General features: G+C 54.6%; 20 protein-coding genes and 1 tRNA gene. 14 read left to right on the plus strand and 7 right to left on the minus strand.

Going from position 1 to position 21,204, the window contains the following annotated elements:
* Positions 1 to 51: 51 nt before the first annotated feature.
* Positions 52 to 684 (minus strand): TetR family transcriptional regulator, encoded by a 633-nt coding sequence (locus tag ACX8ZY_RS07710; protein ID WP_158131581.1) that lies wholly within the window; start codon positions 682 to 684, stop codon positions 52 to 54.
* A 151-nt stretch (positions 685 to 835) separates the two neighbouring features.
* Between ACX8ZY_RS07710 and ACX8ZY_RS07715 the strand changes: the two genes are divergently transcribed.
* Positions 836 to 1,375 (plus strand): DUF2058 domain-containing protein, encoded by a 540-nt coding sequence (locus ACX8ZY_RS07715; protein ID WP_010247968.1) that lies wholly within the window; start codon positions 836 to 838, stop codon positions 1,373 to 1,375.
* Between the two features lie 16 nt (positions 1,376 to 1,391).
* Here the strand turns inward: ACX8ZY_RS07715 and ACX8ZY_RS07720 are convergent, their stop codons facing one another.
* The gene (locus tag ACX8ZY_RS07720; protein ID WP_277972333.1) at positions 1,392 to 2,090 is read right to left on the minus strand and encodes an RluA family pseudouridine synthase; all 699 of its coding nucleotides are present in this window, start codon (positions 2,088 to 2,090) and stop codon (positions 1,392 to 1,394) included.
* Here ACX8ZY_RS07720 and ACX8ZY_RS07725 point away from each other — a divergent pair.
* Together ACX8ZY_RS07725 and ACX8ZY_RS07730 are read left to right on the plus strand one after the other, a co-directional pair.
* Positions 2,080 to 2,382 (plus strand): hypothetical protein, encoded by a 303-nt coding sequence (locus ACX8ZY_RS07725; protein WP_154210388.1) that lies wholly within the window; start codon positions 2,080 to 2,082, stop codon positions 2,380 to 2,382. The two genes, ACX8ZY_RS07720 and ACX8ZY_RS07725, sit on opposite strands and share 11 nt — an antisense overlap.
* A 116-nt stretch (positions 2,383 to 2,498) precedes the next feature.
* Positions 2,499 to 2,759, plus strand: coding sequence for a hypothetical protein (locus tag ACX8ZY_RS07730; protein WP_179256787.1), 261 nt, complete (start codon positions 2,499 to 2,501; stop codon positions 2,757 to 2,759).
* A gap of 432 nt (positions 2,760 to 3,191) precedes the next feature.
* Here ACX8ZY_RS07730 and ACX8ZY_RS07735 read toward each other — a convergent pair whose 3' ends face one another.
* Entirely contained in the window at positions 3,192 to 5,114 is a 1,923-nt protein-coding gene (locus ACX8ZY_RS07735) for a methyl-accepting chemotaxis protein (RefSeq protein WP_425020969.1), read from the minus strand.
* 713 nt (positions 5,115 to 5,827) lie between these two features.
* Here ACX8ZY_RS07735 and ACX8ZY_RS07740 point away from each other — a divergent pair.
* The 4 genes from ACX8ZY_RS07740 to ACX8ZY_RS07755 are packed head-to-tail and all read left to right on the plus strand — an operon-like array spanning position 5,828 to position 10,699.
* Positions 5,828 to 6,706: an ABC transporter substrate-binding protein gene (locus ACX8ZY_RS07740; protein ID WP_425020968.1), complete on the plus strand. Its 879-nt coding sequence runs from the start codon at positions 5,828 to 5,830 to the stop codon at positions 6,704 to 6,706.
* Positions 6,703 to 7,626 carry an amino acid ABC transporter permease gene (locus tag ACX8ZY_RS07745; protein WP_010247951.1) on the plus strand — a complete coding sequence of 308 codons (924 nt, stop codon included), beginning with the start codon at positions 6,703 to 6,705 and terminating at the stop codon, positions 7,624 to 7,626. Before ACX8ZY_RS07740 ends, ACX8ZY_RS07745 begins: the two co-directional genes overlap by 4 nt.
* A complete protein-coding gene (locus tag ACX8ZY_RS07750; protein ID WP_022624977.1) occupies positions 7,619 to 8,380 on the plus strand; it encodes an amino acid ABC transporter ATP-binding protein in 762 nt (253 codons plus the stop codon). The genes ACX8ZY_RS07745 and ACX8ZY_RS07750 overlap by 8 nt, the downstream gene beginning before the upstream one ends.
* Before the next feature lie 33 nt (positions 8,381 to 8,413).
* The gene (locus tag ACX8ZY_RS07755; RefSeq protein WP_158131583.1) at positions 8,414 to 10,699 is read left to right on the plus strand and encodes a molybdopterin-dependent oxidoreductase; all 2,286 of its coding nucleotides are present in this window, start codon (positions 8,414 to 8,416) and stop codon (positions 10,697 to 10,699) included.
* Between the two features lie 5 nt (positions 10,700 to 10,704).
* On the opposite strand, the gene ACX8ZY_RS07760 is transcribed toward ACX8ZY_RS07755, so the two are convergent.
* Positions 10,705 to 12,015, minus strand: a complete 1,311-nt coding sequence (locus ACX8ZY_RS07760; protein WP_050680116.1) for an MmgE/PrpD family protein — start codon at positions 12,013 to 12,015, stop codon at positions 10,705 to 10,707.
* A 79-nt stretch (positions 12,016 to 12,094) separates the two neighbouring features.
* Positions 12,095 to 12,640 carry a GNAT family N-acetyltransferase gene (locus ACX8ZY_RS07765; protein ID WP_158131584.1) on the minus strand — a complete coding sequence of 182 codons (546 nt, stop codon included), beginning with the start codon at positions 12,638 to 12,640 and terminating at the stop codon, positions 12,095 to 12,097.
* A gap of 252 nt (positions 12,641 to 12,892) precedes the next feature.
* Here ACX8ZY_RS07765 and ACX8ZY_RS07770 point away from each other — a divergent pair, with 252 nt between their 5' ends.
* From ACX8ZY_RS07770 to ACX8ZY_RS07785, 4 genes are all read left to right on the plus strand, one after another.
* Positions 12,893 to 13,963: an iron-containing alcohol dehydrogenase family protein gene (locus ACX8ZY_RS07770; RefSeq protein WP_089414028.1), complete on the plus strand. Its 1,071-nt coding sequence runs from the start codon at positions 12,893 to 12,895 to the stop codon at positions 13,961 to 13,963.
* 47 nt (positions 13,964 to 14,010) lie between these two features.
* Positions 14,011 to 15,324, plus strand: a complete 1,314-nt coding sequence (locus ACX8ZY_RS07775; RefSeq protein WP_158131585.1) for an LLM class flavin-dependent oxidoreductase — start codon at positions 14,011 to 14,013, stop codon at positions 15,322 to 15,324.
* 185 nt (positions 15,325 to 15,509) lie between these two features.
* Positions 15,510 to 15,791, plus strand: coding sequence for a hypothetical protein (locus ACX8ZY_RS07780; RefSeq protein ID WP_010247933.1), 282 nt, complete (start codon positions 15,510 to 15,512; stop codon positions 15,789 to 15,791).
* Positions 15,792 to 15,889: 98 nt separating this feature from the next.
* Positions 15,890 to 16,291, plus strand: a complete 402-nt coding sequence (locus ACX8ZY_RS07785; protein ID WP_010247930.1) for a cell envelope integrity TolA C-terminal domain-containing protein — start codon at positions 15,890 to 15,892, stop codon at positions 16,289 to 16,291.
* Positions 16,292 to 16,367: 76 nt separating this feature from the next.
* Here ACX8ZY_RS07785 and fhuE read toward each other — a convergent pair whose 3' ends face one another.
* Positions 16,368 to 18,530 (minus strand): ferric-rhodotorulic acid/ferric-coprogen receptor FhuE, encoded by a 2,163-nt coding sequence (gene fhuE / locus ACX8ZY_RS07790; protein ID WP_158131586.1) that lies wholly within the window; start codon positions 18,528 to 18,530, stop codon positions 16,368 to 16,370.
* A gap of 395 nt (positions 18,531 to 18,925) precedes the next feature.
* Here fhuE and ACX8ZY_RS07795 point away from each other — a divergent pair, with 395 nt between their 5' ends.
* The 3 genes from ACX8ZY_RS07795 (at position 18,926) to ACX8ZY_RS07805 (ending at position 20,973) form a co-directional block, all read left to right on the plus strand.
* The gene (locus ACX8ZY_RS07795; protein WP_459260936.1) at positions 18,926 to 20,014 is read left to right on the plus strand and encodes a YncE family protein; all 1,089 of its coding nucleotides are present in this window, start codon (positions 18,926 to 18,928) and stop codon (positions 20,012 to 20,014) included.
* 298 nt (positions 20,015 to 20,312) lie between these two features.
* The gene (locus ACX8ZY_RS07800; RefSeq protein WP_158131587.1) at positions 20,313 to 20,666 is read left to right on the plus strand and encodes a type II toxin-antitoxin system RelE/ParE family toxin; all 354 of its coding nucleotides are present in this window, start codon (positions 20,313 to 20,315) and stop codon (positions 20,664 to 20,666) included.
* A gap of 4 nt (positions 20,667 to 20,670) precedes the next feature.
* A complete protein-coding gene (locus ACX8ZY_RS07805; RefSeq protein WP_010247918.1) occupies positions 20,671 to 20,973 on the plus strand; it encodes a helix-turn-helix domain-containing protein in 303 nt (100 codons plus the stop codon).
* A gap of 90 nt (positions 20,974 to 21,063) precedes the next feature.
* Here ACX8ZY_RS07805 and ACX8ZY_RS07810 read toward each other — a convergent pair.
* A tRNA-Asn gene (locus tag ACX8ZY_RS07810) sits at positions 21,064 to 21,139 on the minus strand.
* Positions 21,140 to 21,204: the final 65 nt, after the last annotated feature.

Genomic DNA, 21,204 nt, shown 5'->3' on the forward strand with positions numbered 1-21,204 from the left:
AAGTATCAGTAAGCGTAGACTATGGCTAAGCGCAGCCCGGCCTGCGGGCAATTATTTGCGGATATAGCGTAACGTTGCGGTTACAGCCAGCTGACGATTGCGGCGGATACTCTCTGCTTCGCTGTTGTCCAGGCTGAAAAGGGCGTTGAAGGTGTAGCGGTTTGAGACGTGATGAACGCAGATACTGCTGATCAGGCGATGGACATCGATGGTCTGCACATCGGCAGTGAACACGCCCTGTTGCTGACCGCGTGCCAGAATGTCATCCAGCAGATCCAGCGCGCTGCGATTAAGGGCTTTAATCTGCGGCGACTGGGTGATGTAGCGCCCGCGCAACAGGTTCTCACTGCAGACCAGCCGGATAAAATCGGGATGCTCGACATGGTAATCAAAACTGGCTTCCACCAGGCGGGTCATGGCCAGTTCCGGCTCCATCGCCGCCAGGTTCAGGCCGGTTTCGTGCTGACGTATCTGCTGATAAACCTGCTCCAGCACGTGGATATAAAGCTGCTCTTTACTGCCAAAGTGATAGACCACCATGCGTTTAGTGGTTTGCGCATGCTCAGCAATCTGCTCCAGCCTGGCACCCTGCATACCAAACTCCGCGAAGGTTTTCAGTGCGCCTGCGATAATGCGTTTTTTCAGCCCTTCAGGGTCATTTTTACGTTTTGTTAGCTCTGACATGGTGCTCAATAAGGTGATTTTGACCGGGGAATGTTAGCACAGTGTTGAGAGGCTGCCCGCAATCGCGGGCGTGGCAGGTGCGGCAACCTGGTACAGCCCGGATGATTACAGGTATAATCCCGGACATTATTTCACAGGTTCAGAGACGACAATGACAAAACTCACCTTGCAAGAGCAGATGCTGAAAGCGGGATTAGTATCCAGCAAAAAAATGGACAAGGTTCAGCGGACAGCGAAGAAATCCAGGGTTCAGGCACGCGAAGCCAGAGCGGCGGTGGAAGATAACAAAAAAGCGCAGCTTGAGCGGGATAAGCAGCTGAACGAGCAGCAGAAGCTGGCTGTGCTGTCTAAAGAGTACAAAGCGCAGGTCAAACAGCTGATCGAAATGAACAAAATTGACGTGGCAAGAGGCAACATCAGCTTCAATTTCACCGACAATAACCTGATCAAAAAGATTATGGTGGATAAGCTGACGCAGACTCAGCTGATCAATGGGCGTCTCGCCATTGCCCGCCTGGCGGCTGACAATAATGGCGAGAGCCAGTACGCTATCATCCCCGCCAGCGTAGCGGATAAAATTGCGCAGCGTGATGCCAGTGCCATCGTATTAAACAGTGCATTAAGCGAAGAAGCACAGGACGAAGATGATCCTTATGCTGATTTCAAAGTGCCCGATGATTTGATGTGGTAACAGCGCGCTGACGCATTCAGAACGGGCTGTCGGCAGAGAGTTGCAGCGTGCTGCCGCTGACAGGGTGAACAAACGTCAGTGCGCTGGCGTGCAACATCAGTCTCTCTGCCTGATCTGCGCCAGGCAGCAAAAGCCCGCCGTAGAGATCACAGCCCAGAATCGGGTGCCCCAGCTGCTGACAGTGAATGCGCAGCTGATGGGTGCGCCCGGTTTCCGGCATCAGTTCGACCCGCGTGACCGGCAATCCCTTTCCCTTTTTTTCCTGATAATAACCGCGTTCTATGACCCGGTAGCGTGAGCGCGCAGGTTTCCCCTGGATCGGGCAAATCACCATCCGGGGAAACTGCGCCGGATCTTTCGCTATCGCGGCATCAATAACGCCTTCGTCATCGGCAAGGTGCCCGCACAGCAGCGCCTGATAAGTTTTACGCACGCTGCGCTGGCTGAATTGCTGGCAGAGTGCCGCGTTAATCGTTTTGCTGCGTGCGACGACCATCAGCCCGGAGGTGCCAAAATCGAGCCGATGAACCAGCGTGCAGCCAGGAAAAAGCTTCACCAGCCGATGATGCACCGAATCGAGGTTTTGCGGATTTTTGCCTGACAGGCTCAGCAAGCCGCTGGGTTTATTGATCACCAGCAGATGGTCGTCCTGAAAGAGGAGGGTTATCTCATCAAAGCAGGGCGGGGCGATAAACGTATCGATAATGGCAGACATCGGGCAACCGGCAGGTAAATGGCAACGGATCATAACCGATTGGCCGGTCACTGACGATGCTGCGCGCAGCCATTATTCTTCGCTGATCGTTTCCCCGCTTTGCGTGAAGAGTGACTGGCCAGCCTGCTGCGTTTCAAATTTGCCATGGGCAGCAAAAACGGAGCAGACCGTTGCAGCCAGCAGCGTAAGGAGAATGGAAAGTTTCATGGTGACATCCCATCGTGAATTTAAAAGCAAGTCTGACAGGAAGGGCGGCAGAGACAAACAGAACAATCCGGAAAAAAAACATTAAGAACATTTGTTCAGCAAGTTGCGCGATTTTTAGTGATAAATTCGGGCAGCTCTCTCTTTTACGACTACAGTCTCTGGTGAGGTTGTCATCAATTCGTATCTAATGGAGGATTTTCTGTGTTATTTCAAAACGACGAGAAAGGCCACGTCATTATTGGCGAAGCGGCACTAAGCCTTGCCCTGGGTGAAAAAGAAATCAGTATCGCAACACTCTTTACCCAACTGGGTTATATGGCGAAATCTGAAAGCAACGCGGATCGGCTGACGAAAATCGCCGAAGCCAGAAGCTGGCTGAGTAGTTTTGAGTCACCGGCGATTGCTCAACAGCAGGTGCCGTACCTGCGGACGCTTGCAAGCCTGAACGAAGAGCTGAACTAGCAGTAACGGAACTGATGCCAATGGACGTAGTCCGGCTCCGGCCGGAAAACGACGAAGCGGACGACCTCATCGGTTGCGCGAAAGCGTATACCGGCCGGAGAAGCTGTCAGGGACGACAACTCTCTCTCCATCGCTTTCTGTACAGACCGATCGCGATTGTTATCTACCCTCATTTCAAAGCCAGCCGGGATATAAACCGGAATCATCAGGTTCGGGCCAGCTTGTTTCAGCTGTCGTGGCCGATAATATTATCTTCCCTCAATTTACGGATGCCCGCCTGACCCTGTCATTCCCGCGTTAACCGCTGCGGCTTATTATCTTCTGATTAATCAGACCACTTATTTGTCTGAAGAGGGCTGTTATTTCAGCCAGCCTCAATCAATTAAGGCTGGCTCTATTTACAGTCAGACAGAATTAACGCTTCGCTAGCCGTTAAAAGCTTTCCCAGCTTGAGTCTGCGGATGCATTAACGGGCGCAGCGGGTACTAAACGCGGTGACAGGGCAGGTGCGCCCCGGCTGCTACTGCTCTGTCCGGGAGAGAGACGGAATACGGCCACTGTTTTTTCCAGTTCATCTGCCTGAGATTCCAGTGAGCTGGCTGCGGCGGAAGACTCTTCGACCAGCGCGGCGTTCTGTTGCGTCGTGGTATCCATCTCGGCCATTGCCGTGGCGATCTGAGAAATGCCGCGGTTTTGCTCGTCAGAGGCGGCAGCAATCTCACCCATAATATCTTTAACCTGACTGACAGAGCGGACGATGTCATCCATGGTGGTACCGGCGCGTTCCACAAACTCAGAACCATCATGAACCCGATCAAGTGACTCGCGTATCAGCGTTTCAATCTCTTTGGCGGCCAGTGAACTGCGCTGGGCCAGATTTCTGACTTCACCGGCAACTACCGCAAATCCGCGACCCTGCTCTCCGGCTCGTGCCGCTTCGACGGCGGCGTTAAGGGCCAGGATATTGGTCTGGAAGGAGATGCTGTTGATGACGTGAATGATCTCGCCGATTTTGCCCGAACTCTGGCTGATGTTGTTCATGGTTTCGATAACGTCACGGATAATCTCGCCACCACGTCCGGCATTCACTGACGCGTCTGTCGCCAGCTGACTCGCATGGTGAGCGTTCTCCGCATTCTGTTTCACCGTTGAAGAGAGCTCTTCCATGCTGGCCGCGGTCTGAACCACTGCGGCAGACTGCTGTTCTGTGCGGGATGAAAGATCGGTATTACCTGCCGCGATTTCCGCCGAGGCACGCGCCACGCTGCTGACGCCATCACGCACGTTGCAGATGATGTTCTGCAGGCTGATGTTCATTGCATCTACCGCCTGCATCAGCTGACCTAACTCATCACCACGTGTGGTTTTCAGTGAGGTTGTTAAATCACCGCTGGCAATACGTTGCGCTGCGTTCAGCGTCTCTTTCAATGGCAGCGTAATGTTGCGGGTGATCCGCCAGGCAATCAGCAGACTCAGCACCACACAAATCAGCGCGGCAAAAGCAATGCGCCACTCCGCCTGTTTGATAAATTCAGAGGATAGCTGGGACTGATAGGCAAAGGTATCGGAGACCACCGCATTGAGCCGCTCTGCGGTGGTGGTCAGGCCCGCCGATTCGCTCTTTTCTTTCTCTGTCGCATCGACATAGCGCGTTAAAGCCTGGCGTTGCTGCGTCAGAGTGCTGAGCACATTTCGCGTTACGTCATTAATATTCGGCTGGGCGAAAATATCCAGTTGCTCGCTCAGGGTGTTGATAGCGGTGTATTCTTCAAGAATCGCCTCTCTGCTGGCCTCAGACGGCTTATCGAGAAACGCTTTTTCAACATTGGCCGCATCAAACAGCGCTGCGGCCAGGTGCATGACCGGCAGCGCCGCGTCGGGTGTCAGAGCCATATCGAGTGATTCAAACTGATGCGCAAGCGCAATCAGGGCACCCGGTTTAATGGCATCAAAGGCGCTGCTTGTCGCCTGCGCAGCCGTCACGAATGTCTGGCGCTGATTCTGATAATCGTTAAGTAACTGCCCCATCAGCGCGACTTTCTGCTGGCCCATCTCATCCCATTTGAATCCATCCAGCCGTTTATAAAGGGCATCTAACTCCTTCAGGGCCTGAACGTTCTGCGTGGCAAATTTGGGATCTTTGGTGTACTGGTAGAGGGTGCGGTTAAGGCGTGCCTTGCTTAACGTGTTTACCATCTCCACGGTAATCGTGCGCCGGGCGGAGTTGTCTTTAATACTGCGAAAACAATCGAAAGCGATAAAAGTAATGGCGAGGGAGGCAGCAATGACGACGATAAAACCGACGCCCAGTTTTTTCCCAATTTTAATATCGGAGATGCGTTGAGCAAGGCCCATAAGGTTCACCTTTAGTGAGATATCAGAAGCAGAGAAGAGGCTGTTAAATAATTCAAAGATAATCTTCTTATCGTCAGCGCCAGACTAATCTTTAATATTATTTATGCTTACTCAATGATCTGATTAATGAGGCTTTCATTATTCTCAAGGGAAACTATCTGCCTGCTAATCTTTGATTTACTTCGTGTAATGTATTGATAATTTTGATTAAAATTATGATTCCCGTGCCTGCTGCAGTCTTTACATTACCTGAATAAATAGTTATTGATTTTGATCAAATAAGTCCCGGATAAAAGAATCGGTCAGGCGCAGAGGGATGATTTTTCAATAAATACTTATCAATGAAATTATATTTTTATTAATCATCAGAGCCTGGCTGTGCCAATTAATTAACCGCAGTATGACGTTTTCTCGCCTCGCCAATCCTTACCAAACTGCTCATCTCTTCGGTCACAGGATGCCAGCGCCTGTTCAACAGGCTGGCAAGGCGCGCCATTGCCATATTCCAGCAAAATATTCCCGGTTTTAGCATTTGTGATCGTCGCCGGTCTTCACTGAGAATGACAACAGAACGTTACGAGGATGATAAAAGCTCTGGAGCCCGCCGCTTATCTGGCTTTCTTTCAGCGCTGACAACAGGTCACGATCGCTTTTCCCTCTGGGGGAACATTTTAAATATCAGGAGAAAGGTTCCGGTGAAATTGATAAAAAGAATGACCCTTTTCACACTCGTGCTCAACGCATCTGTCAGCTTTGCGGCAGAACCCTCAGTGCCTGCTGACAGCAGCATACATGTTAAAGCCGATCCGGCGCTGAAAACGCTGATTCCTGCGGATATCTTCAAGCGTGGCTACATTGTAGCAGGAACAAACCCGAATACGCCGCCAACTACCTTTTATAAAGAAGATAATAAGACCCTGGCCGGTCGCGAAATCGACATCATGAATGCGGTGGGTGAACGTCTGGGTATCGCGGTAGAGTGGCGCGACACGGGCGGCTTCGACAACATCATTCCCGGTCTGAAAACCGGACGTTACGATGTGGCGCTGTCGAACATCAACGCCACACCGACCCGCCTGAAACAGATCGACTTTGTCGGCTACTACAACGCCAGCCTGCTGGGAATTATTTCCCGAAAAGACGCCAGTATCGCCCCGTTTAAATCACTCAGTGACGTTTGCGGCAAAGAGGTCGGCGCCGGTTCCGGTACCACCCAGGTTACGCGGCTGGAAGAAGCCAGTAAAGACTGTGAGGCCGCAGGTAAACAGCCCATCAAGGTAGCGATATTCCCGGATCGTCCGGCTGGCGTGCAGGCGGTGGTCAGCGGTCGCGTACCGCTGTTCCTGGGTCCCTATGAGGGGCTGCTGTGGCAGGTTAAGGTAATCAAACCGCTGACCATGAGCGGCGAAATCACCGTTAACGATGCACCGGTCTCTGTCGCTTTCCCAAAAGCCTCTCCACTTGAACCTGCCGTGCAGGCCGCGCTGAACTCATTAATCAAAGATGGCAGCTACCGGAAAATCCTCGATAACTGGGGAATCGGATTTGGTGCTGTGACCGAAGCCCGACGCAACGAAGAGATTTTTAAATGAGTGAGATTCAGAACCACACTGACGATCTGAAAATCGTCAGTAAACGCTACTACGGACGCTGGCTGAGTGCGCTGGTGGTGCTGTTGTGCGTGGTGGCGATGGCACATTCGATGATTAACAATCCGCGCTTTGAGTGGGGGATCATCGCAGAAAACTTCACTGCGCCCTCCATTCTGCAGGGGGTGTTAATGACGCTGCAGCTCACCGCCATTTCAGTGGTGCTGGGCTTTGCCTTCGGCACGGTGCTGGCGCTGATGCGTCTCTCATCAAATCCGGTTCTGGTTGCGGTGAGCTGGGCCTACACCTGGTTTTTCCGTGGCGTGCCGATGCTGGTGCAGCTGTTTCTCTGGTACAACATCGCGGCGCTCTATCCCAGAATAGCGCTGTCGATTCCCGGTTTAGGTGAGATCTGGAGTGCACAGTCCAACGCGCTGGTCAGCCCGTTTAGTGCGGCAGTGATCGCGCTGGTCATGCATCAGTCCGCCTATGCCGCAGAAATTGTGCGCGCGGGTATCCAGAGCGTGGGTAATGGGCAGATTGAAGCGGCACGCGCGCTTGGATATCGCCCGGCTCAGATTTTCCGTCATACCGTTTTACCGCAGGCGATGCGCGCCATTATGCCGCCAGCGGGTAACGAGATCATTGGCCAGTTGAAAACCACGGCAGTGGTGTCAGTGATTTCTCTGCAGGATGTGCTGTTTTCGGCGCAGATTATCTATCAGCGCACCTATGAAGTGATCCCGCTGCTGCTGGTCGCCACTCTGTGGTATCTGCTGATGACCTCAGTGCTGTCGGTGGGCCAGTATTACGTGGAGCGTTATTTTGGCCGCGGTGTCACGCGACGTGAAAAGCGCAGCCTCTGGCCGTCGTTGCCGCGCTTTTCGCTGCCGAAAACCCAAAGGAGTGTGAGCAATGGCTGAAGCAATTGCACTGCGCAAGGTCACTAAGCGCTTCTCTGGCGTAACCATCCTCGACGACGTTAACCTGGATATACCTGCCGGGTCGGTCACGGTGATTCTGGGGCCATCCGGCTCCGGTAAATCCACGCTGCTGCGCTGCATTAATCACCTTGAGAAGCTGGATGGTGGCACCATCCGTATCGGCGGCCAGATGGTGGGATACCGACAAAAAGGCCAGGCGCTGCACGAACTCAACAGCAGTGCCATTGCACGCCAGCGGGCGGAAATCGGCATGGTGTTTCAGCAATTCAACCTGTTCCCGCACCGTACCGTGTTGCAGAACATCACGGATGCGCCGATGCGGGTGAAAAAGCAGAGCCGCCATCAGGCGACCAGCAAAGCACTGGCGCTGCTGAAACAGGTGGGGCTGTCTGGTCGCGAAGATGAGTGGCCGCAAAACCTTTCCGGTGGTCAGCAGCAGCGCGTTGCGATTGCCCGCGCACTGGCGATGGATCCTGGCGTTATGTTGTTTGATGAACCGACCTCGGCGCTTGACCCGGAACTGGTGGGTGAAGTGCTGCAGGTCATTAAACAGCTGGCGCATTCCGGTATCACCATGGTGGTTGTCACCCATGAAATCGGATTTGCCCGCGAGGTCGCCGATAACATCGTCTTTATGGAGAGCGGCAAAATTGTGGCGGCTGGCCCGACGCAGCAGGTACTCGACGATCCGGACAACGGACGCGTCAGAAACTTTATCGCAACGGTGCTCTGAGCACCGTTTCTTTTGTGATAACCAGGAAGCAGGATGACGCAAAAACCGGTAATGCACAGCGCCCACTGGGGCGCTTTTCACGCTGAGCGCAGCGGCGATCAACTGCTTATTGAGCCGTTCGGGGGCGATCCCGACCCCAGTCCGCTGTTGCAAAACTTCCGTCATTCACTTAATCACCCGGCACGCGTCGCACGGCCGATGATACGGCGTGGCTGGCTGGAAAACGGGCCTGGCCCGGATCGGCGTCGTGGGGCAGATGAATATGTCGCGGTTAGCTGGGAGGAAGCCAGTCATCGGGTTGCACTGGAGCTTAAGCGGGTCGGTGAGGCTTACGGCCCGGCGGGGATTTTTGGCGGATCTTACGGATGGTCAAGCGCAGGCCGTTTCCATCACGCCCAAAGTCAGGTGCACCGTTTCCTGAACACCACGCTGGGCGGCTATGTTCGCTCAGTTAACAGCTACAGCTCCGGCGCGGCATCGGTTTTGCTGCCGCATATTGTGGGCGACATGAATGAAGTCGCCCGGCGTGGCGTGAGCTGGGAAGAGATTGCCGGTCACAGCGAGGTGGTGCTGGCGTTTGGCGGGCTGGCGCTGAAAAATGCCCAGGTGGCCAGCGGCGGCCTGAGTGAGCATACCGAGCGCGGTTTTATGCAGCGTGCGGCACAGCGCGGCACCCGTTTTATCTCGGTAAGCCCACTGAAAAGCGATTTGCCAGAGGAAGCACAGGGTGAGTGGCTGGCGCTGCGACCCGGAACGGATGCGGCGTTTATACTCGGCCTGCTGGCGGTATTAATCACCGACGGGTTAACCGATGAGGCATTTCTGGCGCGCTACTGTGTCGGCTGGCCTCAGATGGTGGCCTACATCCGGGGTGAAGAGGATGGCGTGGTGCGTGACGCGCCCTGGGCGGCCGCGATCTGTGGCGTCAGCAGCGACCTGATCAGGCAGTTCGCCCGACAGCTGCACGGCAAGCGCGTACTGGTTACGGTCGCCCATGCCTTACAACGCGCCGAGCATGGCGAACAACCGGTCTGGCTTGGCCTGGTGCTGGCGGCGGCACTCGGACAGCCCGGGCTGCCCGGCGGCGGCTATACCTATGCACTGGGTGCGCTGGGCCATTATGGCAAACATCACAATCTGGTCAGTTTTCCGTCCCTGCCGCAGGGTAAAAATGGTATCGACCGCTTTATTCCGGTGGCCCGTATTGCCGATATGCTGCTCAATCCTGGCACCAGGTTTGACTACAATGGCCGTCAGCTTACTTATCCTCATATCCGGCTGGCTTACTGGGCGGGTGGCAATCCGTTTCACCACCATCAGGATCTGGCCCGACTGCGTCAGGCATTTTGCCAGCTGGATACGTTCATCGTGCATGAGAGCGTCTGGACCGCCAGTGCGCGTCATGCTGATATCGTTCTGCCCGCCACCATGACCCTGGAGCGTGAGGATATCGGCGGTGCGCCGACCGATCGCCATTTAATCGCCATGCAGCCAGTGGCACAGCCTTACGCCGAAGCCAGGGACGATTACACGATTTTCCGTGAGCTGGCCCGGCAACTTGGCCGGGAAGAAGCGTTTAGCGAAGGGCGCGATGCGCGAGGCTGGTTGCAGCATCTTTACCATCAGCTACAGGAAAAACTGGCGGCGCATCAGGTGCAGACACCGGATTTCAATCAGTTCTGGCAGCAGGGCATCCTGGCGTTGCCGCAGGTGAAGGATGATGGACGGATGATCAATGCGTTTCGCGCAGACCCTGATGCTGCACCGCTGCCCACAGCAGGCGGCAAAATTGAGATCTTCTCCGCCACTATCGCCAGCTTTGGTTATGACAACTGTCCCGGCCATCCGGTATGGCGTGAACCGCAGCAAAAACCCAGCGCCGACTACCCATTCTGGCTGATTGCTAATCAGCCCGCGACGCGCCTGCACAGTCAGCTCGATTTTGGTGATTTCAGTCAGAGTGGCAAACGTGGAGGGCGTGAAGTCTGTAGCCTCAACAGCGAGGATGCGGCAGCCCGGGCTATCGCGGATGGCGACATCATTGAGCTTTATAACGATCGGGGCCATGTGCTCGCCAGCGCACGTCTCACCGACACGGTTATGCCTGGCGTGGTACAGCTGCCAACCGGTGCCTGGTACGATCCGGTCGACGCCACTGCCGCCCGTCCGCTTTGTCGTCACGGTAATCCCAATGTGCTGACGCTGGATATCGGGACGTCATCTCTGGCACAGGGATGTAGCGGGCAGATTACGGTGGTGCAGGTGCGTAAATTTGCCGGGGAAGTCACGCCGGTGCAGGCCTTTATTCCCCCGTTATGAGTCGGTTACAGGGCGCTCAGCACTGCGCGGCCCAGCGCCTGCAAATCTGCCGTTGAACGCAGCTCACTGGCTGCCAGCAGATCGGGCGACGACGCCTGCAGCACCAGCTGCAGTTTCCTGTTTACACCCACACTCTCTGCCAGTGACTGCTGGCGCGTGCGGCGCTGATGCAGCTTTGTGCTATCACTCAGTGTCAGCGTGACGTCATGGAAGCGCAGGGCGGGATTGATCGCATCGGGCGGCGCGCTGTTATCGGGAGTACGACGGACGCGGGCGGCCAGCGGCATAATCTGATGATTAAGATCGCCTTCGGCGAAATCCTGCAAACGCAGATCGCCGTAGATCAGCATCGCAGCAATCACATATTCCAGGCTGAAACGCGCTTCAATGCCGTGCGTCGGAACGGATATGGAAGCGGCGATGTCACCGCCTGGCGGGAAGGCGACGGTGATATCGACAATCTGGCTCAGCAGCGCATCAAGAGGTTTGCCGGCTGCCAGCCACTGCTGGCGCAGCATTTGTGCCGCTTCCGCTGCGCTGTGGGTGCCTGCGCAGGTTGGGAAAGGTTTGAACTCCAGTCCGGGCGCGCTAATCCGCCAGGGGCGGCCCCAGTTTTCCAGCAATTTCTCCGGCTGCGCCTGACCCGAACTGCTGGCTGCCAGAAAAGCCTCAATCACACCCGCCTGACGGCCATCTATTCCGGCCAGTGTCAGCAGAGCCGCTGACACCGCACGTTCGGCGGCAAAACCAGCGTGCAGTGGTTTCACCGCCGAACCAAACTGCGCGCGTAGCCCGCTGGCCTGGGTGGCAGCGATCCCCAGCAGGGTCGCGGTTGCATCACTTTCCAGCGCCAGCAAACGCGCCAGTGCCGCCGCCGCTGCCAGGGTGCCCAGCGTTGCCGTGTTGTGATAGCCCAGCGCGTAATGTTGCTGGCTGACAGCCAGTCCCAGGCGACCTGCCATTTCCACACCCGTGACGTAAGCATCCAGAAAACGGTTCAGGCGCTTTGGCTGATATTGCTGCCAGGCGAGCAGGGCGGGCAGGATCACTACGCTGGGGTGACCGCGAAAATCGGCATGAAAATCATCGTAGTCCAGCGCATGTCCGGCATAGCCCAGCAGCAGCGCCTGCGAGCGCACGCTGCCGTCGCGGTAGATTGTGCGCAGTGCCGGTAAGCCGCTATCCGGCACCTCGCCCTGTAACACCGGCCAGCTCACCGCCAGGAAGTCCCGCACACCTTCACGCGCGTGCTGGTGCGCTGACTCATCCGGCTGACCATAAAGGATATGTTCAGCCAGCATTACGCTCAGGTTCATTGCGGTCGCTCCGGAAAACGGTGTAGTTCGTGGCGAAACGCGATCGGCTGTTCGCCCAGTGATGCGGGATTATCGCTGCTCATAGCGGGTTTCCTTCTGCTGCTGTCTGGCGGCTCAGCCAGGCATCATGTGCCGCCGGGTCCAGTACTTTTTTCATATAGAGGGTGATGTGACCTTTACCGAGATCGCGGGTATGCATCGGCTGGAAGCCACGTTTCAGATACATCTCTTTCAGCCAGGGGTGATGGGTGGCGGTGCCCAGCGAGACCGCAGGGGCATGCAACTGATCGATCAGGATTTCCTGCTCTAACCGATCCTGAACCTGGCGACCAAAATGGTGGCCGGGATAGTCGGGATGCGCGCCAAACCAGCCGATATGCGGCAGCCCAAACGGGCCGGGCAGCAGCCCCCAGGGATAGCGAACGGTCACTGATGAAACCATCTGGTTACGCATGTAGAGCGCATACACACCATGATTCTGCAGATGGCGTAATGCTGTAGCGCGGTCAGCCGTGGCGGCATCAAATTTAATGCCCAGTGCTTTAACGGGTGCATAGGCGGCATGCATCAGTGCCAGATAAACATCTACCTCATCTTCTCTGACCTGACGAAAATCGAGTTGCATAATATTTCCCGGAAAACTGCCAGGCAGGCAGTTAATTCATTCAGCCAGAATGAGAGATTAACAGTAAAAGCCGGGTCGCTATGTGTGAAAAATAACTAACCTAATGCGGATTTGTGAATATGAAATGGCCGGTTTTTGATTGCTTAAATTGTTATTTGTCGTAGTATTCAGAAAAGAAATTAAATTCCATGAGACACTATTAACTCATTGTAATAAAAGTCTTTTTCTATTTTATATAATCAGGATGCTGCTGTGTTAGCCATTACATCTCCGCGAGCCTATGCGCATGAGGCGGGCCTGCGCATCCGCGCCGGTCAGTTTATTAAACCCTATGCCACCCATATTCGTATTTTTACCTCTCCTCAGGCGTGGCAGGCGGTTAATCCGGAATTAAGCCAGAGTCTTGAAGAAAATGGCATCCGCTGGCAGCTCGACTATTTAGAGGGCGAATGTACCGAACAGGCCATCGCCAGCTTAAAACATCATATCGCACAGCAGGGCGCAGAACTGCTGCTGGCGATTGGGGGCGGACGCGTGCTGGATGCGGCTAAAGCCGCTGCCAGCCAGTTGCCGACGGTCACGCTGGTTAACTTTGCGACCCAGGCGGCAACCTGCGCGGCCTGGTCACCGATTGCCATCATCTATAACGAGCAAGGCGGCCATCTGCGCAGCCAGCCGCTGGGGAAAATGCCGGAGCTGGTGCTGGTGGACAGTGAAGTAATCGCCCGGAGCGACGTGCGCTACCTGAAAGCGGGTATTGTGGATGCGCTGGCCAAATATTATGAATTCCGGCCTTACCAGCAGCACAACCCTGATGATCTGGCTTTGGATCTTAAGGTGATGACCGCGCGGCAGGCGCTGGACACTTTCCGGCAGCAGGGAGACGCCGCGATCCTGGCCTGCCAGCAGCAGCGGGTCACGCCTGAACTGGTCAGAGTCATTGATGCCACTATCGTGCTCGCCGGACTGGCGAACAGTGTGCGCGACCTGCTGCCGACGCCGGGCTTTGCGCACGCCATTCACAATCGACTGACGCACCTGCCGGAGCTGCATCACTGGCTGCACGGTGAGAAAGTCGGCTTCAGCCTGCTGGTGCAGTCGCTGATGGAACATGACGGCGTCGCGGATGCGGAACTCCTTGCGCTGCTGCGACACTACGATATGCCGCTGAAGCTGCCGGTGTTACGCGGCGATCGCCATAGCGCGCTGCGCAACATCGCGCAGCAGATTAAATTCCCCCAGGCCTGCGCAGAACGGCTGCCGTTTAGCGTTTCCGCCCGCGCGCTGGAACAGGCGCTGCTGGCGACGGACACCCTTTTTTAAGCGCGCGCTGTGGCGCGCCTTTTCACCTTACAGACCAGGAATCGTTCATGAATCATTTCACTCCATCACGTCGCCTGCGGCTCGGCCTGTTTGTTCAACCGGTGGGTCAGCACGTGAGCGGCTGGCGTCTGACGGAACAGCTGGGCGATCCCACTGACATCGACTGGCTGATCACGCTGGCTAAAAAAGCCGAAGCGGGTAAGTTCGACCTGTTCTTTGTGGGTGATGCACTGGCAACCAGCATGTATCGTCTGCCGTCGACCATGGCACGCCTTGAACCGCTGACGATGCTGGCGGCGCTGGCGGTCCACACCAGACGTATTGGCCTGGCCGCAACCGCCTCTACCACCTTCAGCGATCCCTTTACGCTGGCGCGCAGTTTCTCGTCACTGGATCACATCAGCCGTGGCCGGGCCGCGTGGAACGTCGTGACCTCGTTTTCCACTGACGTTGCACGTAACTTCAGCCGCAGCGATATGCCCGACCACGCTTCCCGCTATGCCCGTGCGCGGGAGTTCCTTGAGGTGGCAGACAAATTGTGGCGGGGCTGGGAAGCGGGGGCAGTACAGCCCGACAAAGCGACCGGGGACTATTTTGTTGATGAGAAGATCAAACCGATCAACCATCAGGGCGAGCATTTTCAGGTACAAGGCCCCCTGAACATCACGCGTTCGCCACAGGGACGTCCGGTGATTATCGAAGCAGGTTCTTCTGCTGATGGCCAGAAGCTGGCGGCTGAGACAGCGGAAGTGATCTTTACCGCCTCCGCCAGTCTGGAGGAAGCGCAAGCGTTCTATCGCACTCAAAAGGAGCAGGTCATTGCCGCCGGGCGTAACCCGGATCATGTCGTGATCATGCCCGGTGTCATGCCGATTATTGGCCGCACGCGTGAGGAGGCGAAGGCGCTGTGGAAAAAGCTGAATACGCTGGTGGATATTGAGAACGGGCTTCGTCAGCTCTCACTGCGGTTCAGTATGGATCTCAGCCAATATCCACTGGATGGCCCGGTACCGGAGGTTCCGCTGGGCGAAGGTAATCAGAGCCGCGTTAAGCTGATGACCGATATGGCAAAGCGCGAGAATCTGACGCTGCGTGAGCTGGCCGCCGTCGCCGCCGGTTCACGCGGACACCGCGTGATTGTCGGTACCACTGAAGATATCGCCGACGACTTCCAGCAGTGGCTGGAGCAGGGCGGGGCGGACGGCTTTAACATTATGCCAGCCATTATGCCTGAACAACTGGATCTGTTTGTGGAGCTGGTGATCCCGGAACTGCGTCGTCGCGGACTGTTTCGCGATGAGTATGAGTTTGCTACGCTGCGGGAGAATCTGGGGCTTGAAGTGATAACCGAAGAGAGTTAACAGCCACGGTCATCACGGGAAATATTACCGCAATACTGCATGCAGTTTGCTGGAAAAGGAGATGCGGTTAACTCAGCAGGGAGGCTGGAGCCTGTATTGTGCCGCACTATTTTCCAAAAGCGTTCTGCAAACCCATTCATAACCGATATAGTGCAAATCTATCCTCCGGGATGTGAGATCGCTGAATGTCAGAATACAGGTTCTATACCAAAGGCAAATACACTGTTGCACTTGAAAGATCGGACGTAACACGAGCTTTCGATCTGACAGAGCAGGGTTATAAAAAACAGTTCGAGGAAGTTCGTGCCTCAGATGAAAAACAGGCACTCGCACGCTTCGCGGATATCCGCAGGGACAAACGCATCGACCAGCACAACTTTCTGGCGGGCGCGGCCACGATGCCCCTGATTGGCGTATTAACAGCGATTGCTTTCTCTCTCTTCTGGCGAAAAAAAACGGGAAAATAACCCTGTGTTGATTCACTTTGCAGGGGTTTAGCTTAGCCTGATATCAGAATAACCAGGGAGCAGGACGCCGTTCCCTTTTCACCTAAAAGGACTTATCCATGAAAAAGATCATTCCCATTTTCTGCTGTGCCCTGTTAGCCGGTTGTGCGCCTCTCACTCCACACGAATGCATTAAAAAAAGCGCACTCGAAACCTGCAGCTATAACCGTTCAGGAAAAGTCGGGGACAACGATATCTATGGTCAGCAGGCATCTGGCATAAAAAAAGCGCTGGATGCTGCACTATCAGAGCCGCACGCCTGGAAGGGGAAACGCTGTAATGCCCATCTGGATTTCAAAATTGATGGCACCCTGGATAATTTTATTATCAAAGGGGGCGATAAAGATTATTGCAACGCGCTCAAAGTGGCGGCAAAACGCGCCAGATTTCCGGCTTTCACCGACCAGCATGTTTTCGATGTGATGGGATCAGCGCGCTGGAATATGGAAGGACAGCCCTGACACGCATCATGCCCGTTAAATCAGCCCACCAGACAGCCCGCAATCGCGGGCTGTCTGGCCTCTCAGCTCACCATTATCAGAACTGATAAGACACGCTGACATTCACGTTACGTGGCTCACCGTAAACGTAGCTGTTCATATAGCTGTAATATTCACGGTCAAAGAGATTATCGACGTTGGCCTGTACGGCAACCTGCTTATTCACCTGATAGCGGGCAAACAACGAGGCCAGCGGGTAGCTGCCCTGATAAACCCGAACGCTATCGCCGCTGGCATTGGTCACATCTTTAAACACCCGGTTCTGCCAGTTAATTCCGCCACCAACGGTGAGCTCGGGGATTGCGTCCAGCTGATAACGGGTGAAAAGCTTGAATGAGGTTTGCGGCTGATAGCTGTTGAACCGGCCACTTTTATCGCGTGCCACATAGCGGGTTGCGCCAAAGGTCAGCTGCAGATTATCGGTCAGCGCGCCATTCAGCTCGAACTCTGCACCCTTACTCACTGCACCTTTGGCGGCGTCATAGGCCTGCTCATTGCCGCTCAGATAAACGCCATCAATCGCCTGTCCGACGTTATCCTGCTCGATGCGGAAAATCGCTACGCTGGCGGTCAGCAGGCCATCGTTCCAGGCGGATTTCAGACCGGTCTCGTAACTTTTACCTGTCACCGGTGAGAGGTAACTGCCGTGAGTATCGCGATAAGTCTGCGGCAGGAAAATGGCGGTGTAGCTGCCATAGGCGGACCAGGTGTCATTAATGTCATACACCAGCCCTGCATAAGGCGTGGTGTTATTTTTAGTCATCTCTCCGCTACTGCCATGGGTGCTCCACTGGGTATAGCGAGCGCCAATAATCAGCGACAGCGGATCGGCCAGCGACAGCCGTGCAGCGCTATAGACCGATTTCTGACGAACAGTGTCATCATCGTTGAGATACCAGCCCTGCCACTCCGGCTCCGCTACGTTACCGGTCCAGCTATTATTGAAAATTCCCATATCGGCGGCAGTGATTTCACCCGCCTCCGCATCGCTGAATCCATCCTGACTGTAAGCGGCATTATGCTGGCGGCTGTAGCTTGCCCCGGCCATCAACAGGTGCTGACGACCCAGTAGTTCAAACGGGCCGCTGGCAAAGCCATCGATTGAATCCATTTTACGCTTGCCGCGATCCATACTGCCATAACCGGTAGTGCCTTCACCGCTCTCCTGATCGGGATTGCCCATCACATAGAGCAGCTTATCGCTGAAGGTATTCTCAGCATGCGTGCCGTTGATATGAATATTCCAGCCGTTATCGAAGTTATGGTCGATATCCGCAAAGACTTTGCGCGAATTAGTGTTGTAACGCGCCCAGTTAGCTGATGAATTCAGGCTGCGGTCGTAATGTGTCGTGGCGTTGTTACTGTAAAACATCGGCAGGCCACCCCAGGTTGGATTGCCGGTGTTGTCATCTTCATAGTCGTAGCCCAGTGACAGCGTCGTCTTGTCGGTAAGGTCCGCATCAATCACGCCGTAGATGAATTTTTTGGTTTTTTGATAGCGATCCAGCCAGCTCTCCTGATCGGTATAACCGGTCACCACGCGGCCGCGCAGGCTGCCATCGCTGTTAAGCGGGGCAGAGAGATCCGCCACGTAGCGCTGCTTGTTCCAGCTGCCATAGCTGGCACTCAGCGTGCCGGTCGCGGTTTTGCTGTCAGCATGTTTACGCACCATATTGATCGAGGCCGAAGGGCTGCCCGCTCCGGTCATCAGGCCGGTCGCACCGCGCACGATTTCAATACGGTCATAGATTGCCGTGTCGGACGCCGCGTCGCCGTAATTCCATGTATCGTTAACCGAGGTCGGAATGCCATCGAAAGTGAAGTTGCTGACTTTGAAGCCGCGTGAATAGTACTCGGAGCGTTCACTGTCGATAAGATTGGTGGAGATACCGGTGGCGTTGGTCAGCACATCATTAACCGATTGCAGATCCTGATCCTGCATTCGCTGCTGCGTCACCACGCTGAGTGACTGAGGCACATCTCGCGGTGTCAGCATTAATTTGGTGCCCGCGCGGGTGGTCTGCACCGCGTAATTCTGCTTACCGCTGTCACTGGTTTCGTCAGGCGTGGCGCTGACCACCATATCCTGCGATGTCTCCTCCGCCGCCAGGGCGGGGTGGAAGAGGGCGTGTATCGCCAGTGTCAGTAATGAGACGCTAAAGCTGTTTCTGAAACCTGATTCCCTGCCACTACGAGCCATAAAATTTTCCATTAAAAATTGGTATTGAGTTAAACCGTTGTGTCTTTGGTTGTTATTTTTTATCCACTCATCTTCTGGAGAAAGACGCTCAGCCAGTTATGAGAACGCCAATGATAATCATTTGCTTTATATATTCTTCAAAGGATTCAATCGAAAGTGTAACTTTATGTTAATTGTTTATAATTCAATGTGATAGGAAAATTTAAAGCCTTTTAGTTGCTGGTGTTTATCAGATTTGAAAGCAGAAAAAGGGCATTCAGGTGGAATTTCACGGGGCAGTTAAGCGGTTTAACGCGGGTAAAATGACCGGACAGGTCTGGATAGTAGCGTCGTCATTTGATTACTGGCTGTTAATGCGTATGATTCTCATTCTTTATTTCCTGACGGAGTTCAGCATGAAATCGTTAAGCCCGCGCAAAGCCGCTGTTGCCATGGCAGTTGCCGCTGCCTTTAGCCTGACAGCGTGTCAGGCACCAGCTAAAAAAGCCGATGCGCCTGCCGCTGAAGCCCCAAAACCGGTTAATACCGCAGTGACACAACGCGCTCTGGGTGATGGTCTGTACGAAATGGCTTACTCCCCTGCGTCAAAAGCGTTGTTTGTCGCCGGCGCGCAGGCGTTTAAGGATGTGAACGGCGGCATGATCTATCGTCTCGATCCGGCCACGCTGACGACCAAAGGCGAAACGCATACCGACATGAAAAACTTCGGTACCGCTATCGATGAAAACGGTCAGGTGTTCTACACCACCAACTCACTGGATGGCGCGATCTCCAAAGTGGATGCCCAGAGTGGCAAAGTGCTGCAGCGTCTGGTGTTCCCGGGCAAGATCAGTAAAGAGGGCTATCCGGCGGGTGCGCGTGAAGTCCTGTGGCACGGCAACGAGCTTTATGTCGGTCGCGTAGCCGAACCGGGCTATATCTCCGTCGTAGATACCCGAACCTTTAAGCTGAAAACCGAGATTAAAAACGCCGGGAAATGGGTCACCGGTATCATCTATTCCCCGCTGACTGAGCGCATTTATGCGGCTAACGGCTCGGGTGAAATTCTGGTGATCAATCCACGCAGCCATAAAATCGAGAAGCGCTGGACCGCAGGCGATGGCAAAGAGTATCTGTTCCTGAACATGGCGGAAGATCCTGCTACCGGTCGCCTGTTTGTTACTGACGACTCCAAAGGCAAAGCCACGCTGATCTTTGATGAGCGCACCGGCAAAGTGATTAAGCGTATCGAAGGTGATGCGATGGGCATCAAGTTCAACGCTAAACGCAATGAGCTTTACATCAGCCAGCGCGAATCGAAGAAAGTGCTGCAACTGGATGCCACCACCTACGCGGTGAAAAACAGCTGGTCGTTTGACAAGAACCCAAACAGCCTGCTGATTGGCCCGGACAACAACACGCTCTATGTCACGCTTAAGGCGGAATTCAACAAAGATTCCTCCACCAAAGGCACTGACGAGATTGCCCGTATCGCGCTGCCGTAATCACGCGCTAAAAGCGTCACTCTGCATTGGCAGGGAAGCGATGCGAACAAAGTGAAAGCCCGCTCAGGGAAGCCTGAGCGGGCTTTCTTATTGATAACAACGCCTCACATCATCTCACCCCATAACCAATCCGGTACAGCTCGCAAAACGATGAAGGTTGTGTGGATTCATCACTGACCCGGCTGAACGCTTCTCTCACTTTGCACTAAAAGCACAGGCATCTGAAATCCCCCTGCATCACACTCGATTATCGCTTTACACCTATATAGTATTTGACCTATATTAATAAGGAGATCCCGTGTGGATGATTAAAACGACGGAGAGGTTTGATCGCTGGTTTACCTTGCTTAATGAGAGCGATCGCGCCTGCGTACTGGCAGCATTAATGGTGTTGCGCGAAAAGGGGCCGGGGTTGTCCAGGCCATACGCGGATACGCTAAAAGGCTCTGTTTATATCAACATGAAAGAGCTGCGTATTCAGAGTCGCGGCGATCCGATAAGGGCTTTCTTTGCTTTTGACCCAAACCGAACGGCGATTGTGCTTTGTGCCGGAAATAAGGTGGGCAATGAAAAGCGTTTTTATCAGGAGATGCTTCCGGTTGCCGATCGGGAATTCACACAATGGCTGAATAGTTTTAAAGATGAGGAGTAACCAGATGGGCAGAACGCTTGAACAGCTTATTGCGGATGAAAAACCGGAAGTCGTTGCCGACGCACAGGCGATGGCGACGGATATCCTGCTCAACATTCACCTTGCCGAGCTGCGCGAGAAAGTGCAGAAAACACAGGTCGAAATGGCAAAGGCGCTGGGTATTACACAGCCTACCGTGGCGGGCATGGAGAAGCCGGGCCGCGACCTGAAGCTCTCCACGCTCAAGCGCTATATCGATGCGGCAGGGGGTAAGCTGCGGCTGGTGGTGGAACTGCCGGACGGCTCGCACTACGGGTTTGAGGTGTAAGCCATTCAGACGGGGATATCATGCCGTAGTGACCGAAAACATAAAAGCAAAAAGCCCGCTCAGGTTTCCCTGAGCGGGCTTTTCTAATTCTGGCTCCTCTGACTGGACTCGAACCAGTGACATACGGATTAACAGTCCGCCGTTCTACCGACTGAACTACAGAGGAATCGCTTGAACGGGGCGAATATTAGCGGCGCAGATCCCGCTTGTCAAAGCCCTGTTTACTGAATT

Source organism: Pantoea sp. XAF26B01_ASV70, assembly GCF_054512635.1.

Excerpts from the sequence above, each read along its gene's own strand:
- ACX8ZY_RS07725 (WP_154210388.1), top strand. The coding sequence starts at position 2,080 with ATGGCAGACATCGGGCAACCGGCAGGTAAATGGCAACGGATCATAACC.
- ACX8ZY_RS07740 (WP_425020968.1), top strand. The coding sequence starts at position 5,828 with ATGACCCTTTTCACACTCGTGCTCAACGCATCTGTCAGCTTTGCGGCA.
- ACX8ZY_RS07735 (WP_425020969.1), bottom strand. The coding sequence starts at position 5,114 with ATGGGCCTTGCTCAACGCATCTCCGATATTAAAATTGGGAAAAAACTG.
- ACX8ZY_RS07745 (WP_010247951.1), top strand. The coding sequence starts at position 6,703 with ATGAGTGAGATTCAGAACCACACTGACGATCTGAAAATCGTCAGTAAA.
- fhuE (WP_158131586.1), bottom strand. The coding sequence starts at position 18,530 with ATGGCTCGTAGTGGCAGGGAATCAGGTTTCAGAAACAGCTTTAGCGTC.
- ACX8ZY_RS07760 (WP_050680116.1), bottom strand. The coding sequence starts at position 12,015 with ATGAACCTGAGCGTAATGCTGGCTGAACATATCCTTTATGGTCAGCCG.
- ACX8ZY_RS07755 (WP_158131583.1), top strand. The coding sequence starts at position 8,414 with ATGACGCAAAAACCGGTAATGCACAGCGCCCACTGGGGCGCTTTTCAC.
- ACX8ZY_RS07750 (WP_022624977.1), top strand. The coding sequence starts at position 7,619 with ATGGCTGAAGCAATTGCACTGCGCAAGGTCACTAAGCGCTTCTCTGGC.
- ACX8ZY_RS07805 (WP_010247918.1), top strand. The coding sequence starts at position 20,671 with ATGGGCAGAACGCTTGAACAGCTTATTGCGGATGAAAAACCGGAAGTC.
- ACX8ZY_RS07720 (WP_277972333.1), bottom strand. The coding sequence starts at position 2,090 with ATGTCTGCCATTATCGATACGTTTATCGCCCCGCCCTGCTTTGATGAG.
- ACX8ZY_RS07715 (WP_010247968.1), top strand. The coding sequence starts at position 836 with ATGACAAAACTCACCTTGCAAGAGCAGATGCTGAAAGCGGGATTAGTA.
- ACX8ZY_RS07795 (WP_459260936.1), top strand. The coding sequence starts at position 18,926 with ATGAAATCGTTAAGCCCGCGCAAAGCCGCTGTTGCCATGGCAGTTGCC.
- ACX8ZY_RS07780 (WP_010247933.1), top strand. The coding sequence starts at position 15,510 with ATGTCAGAATACAGGTTCTATACCAAAGGCAAATACACTGTTGCACTT.
- ACX8ZY_RS07785 (WP_010247930.1), top strand. The coding sequence starts at position 15,890 with ATGAAAAAGATCATTCCCATTTTCTGCTGTGCCCTGTTAGCCGGTTGT.
- ACX8ZY_RS07765 (WP_158131584.1), bottom strand. The coding sequence starts at position 12,640 with ATGCAACTCGATTTTCGTCAGGTCAGAGAAGATGAGGTAGATGTTTAT.
- ACX8ZY_RS07775 (WP_158131585.1), top strand. The coding sequence starts at position 14,011 with ATGAATCATTTCACTCCATCACGTCGCCTGCGGCTCGGCCTGTTTGTT.
- ACX8ZY_RS07710 (WP_158131581.1), bottom strand. The coding sequence starts at position 684 with ATGTCAGAGCTAACAAAACGTAAAAATGACCCTGAAGGGCTGAAAAAA.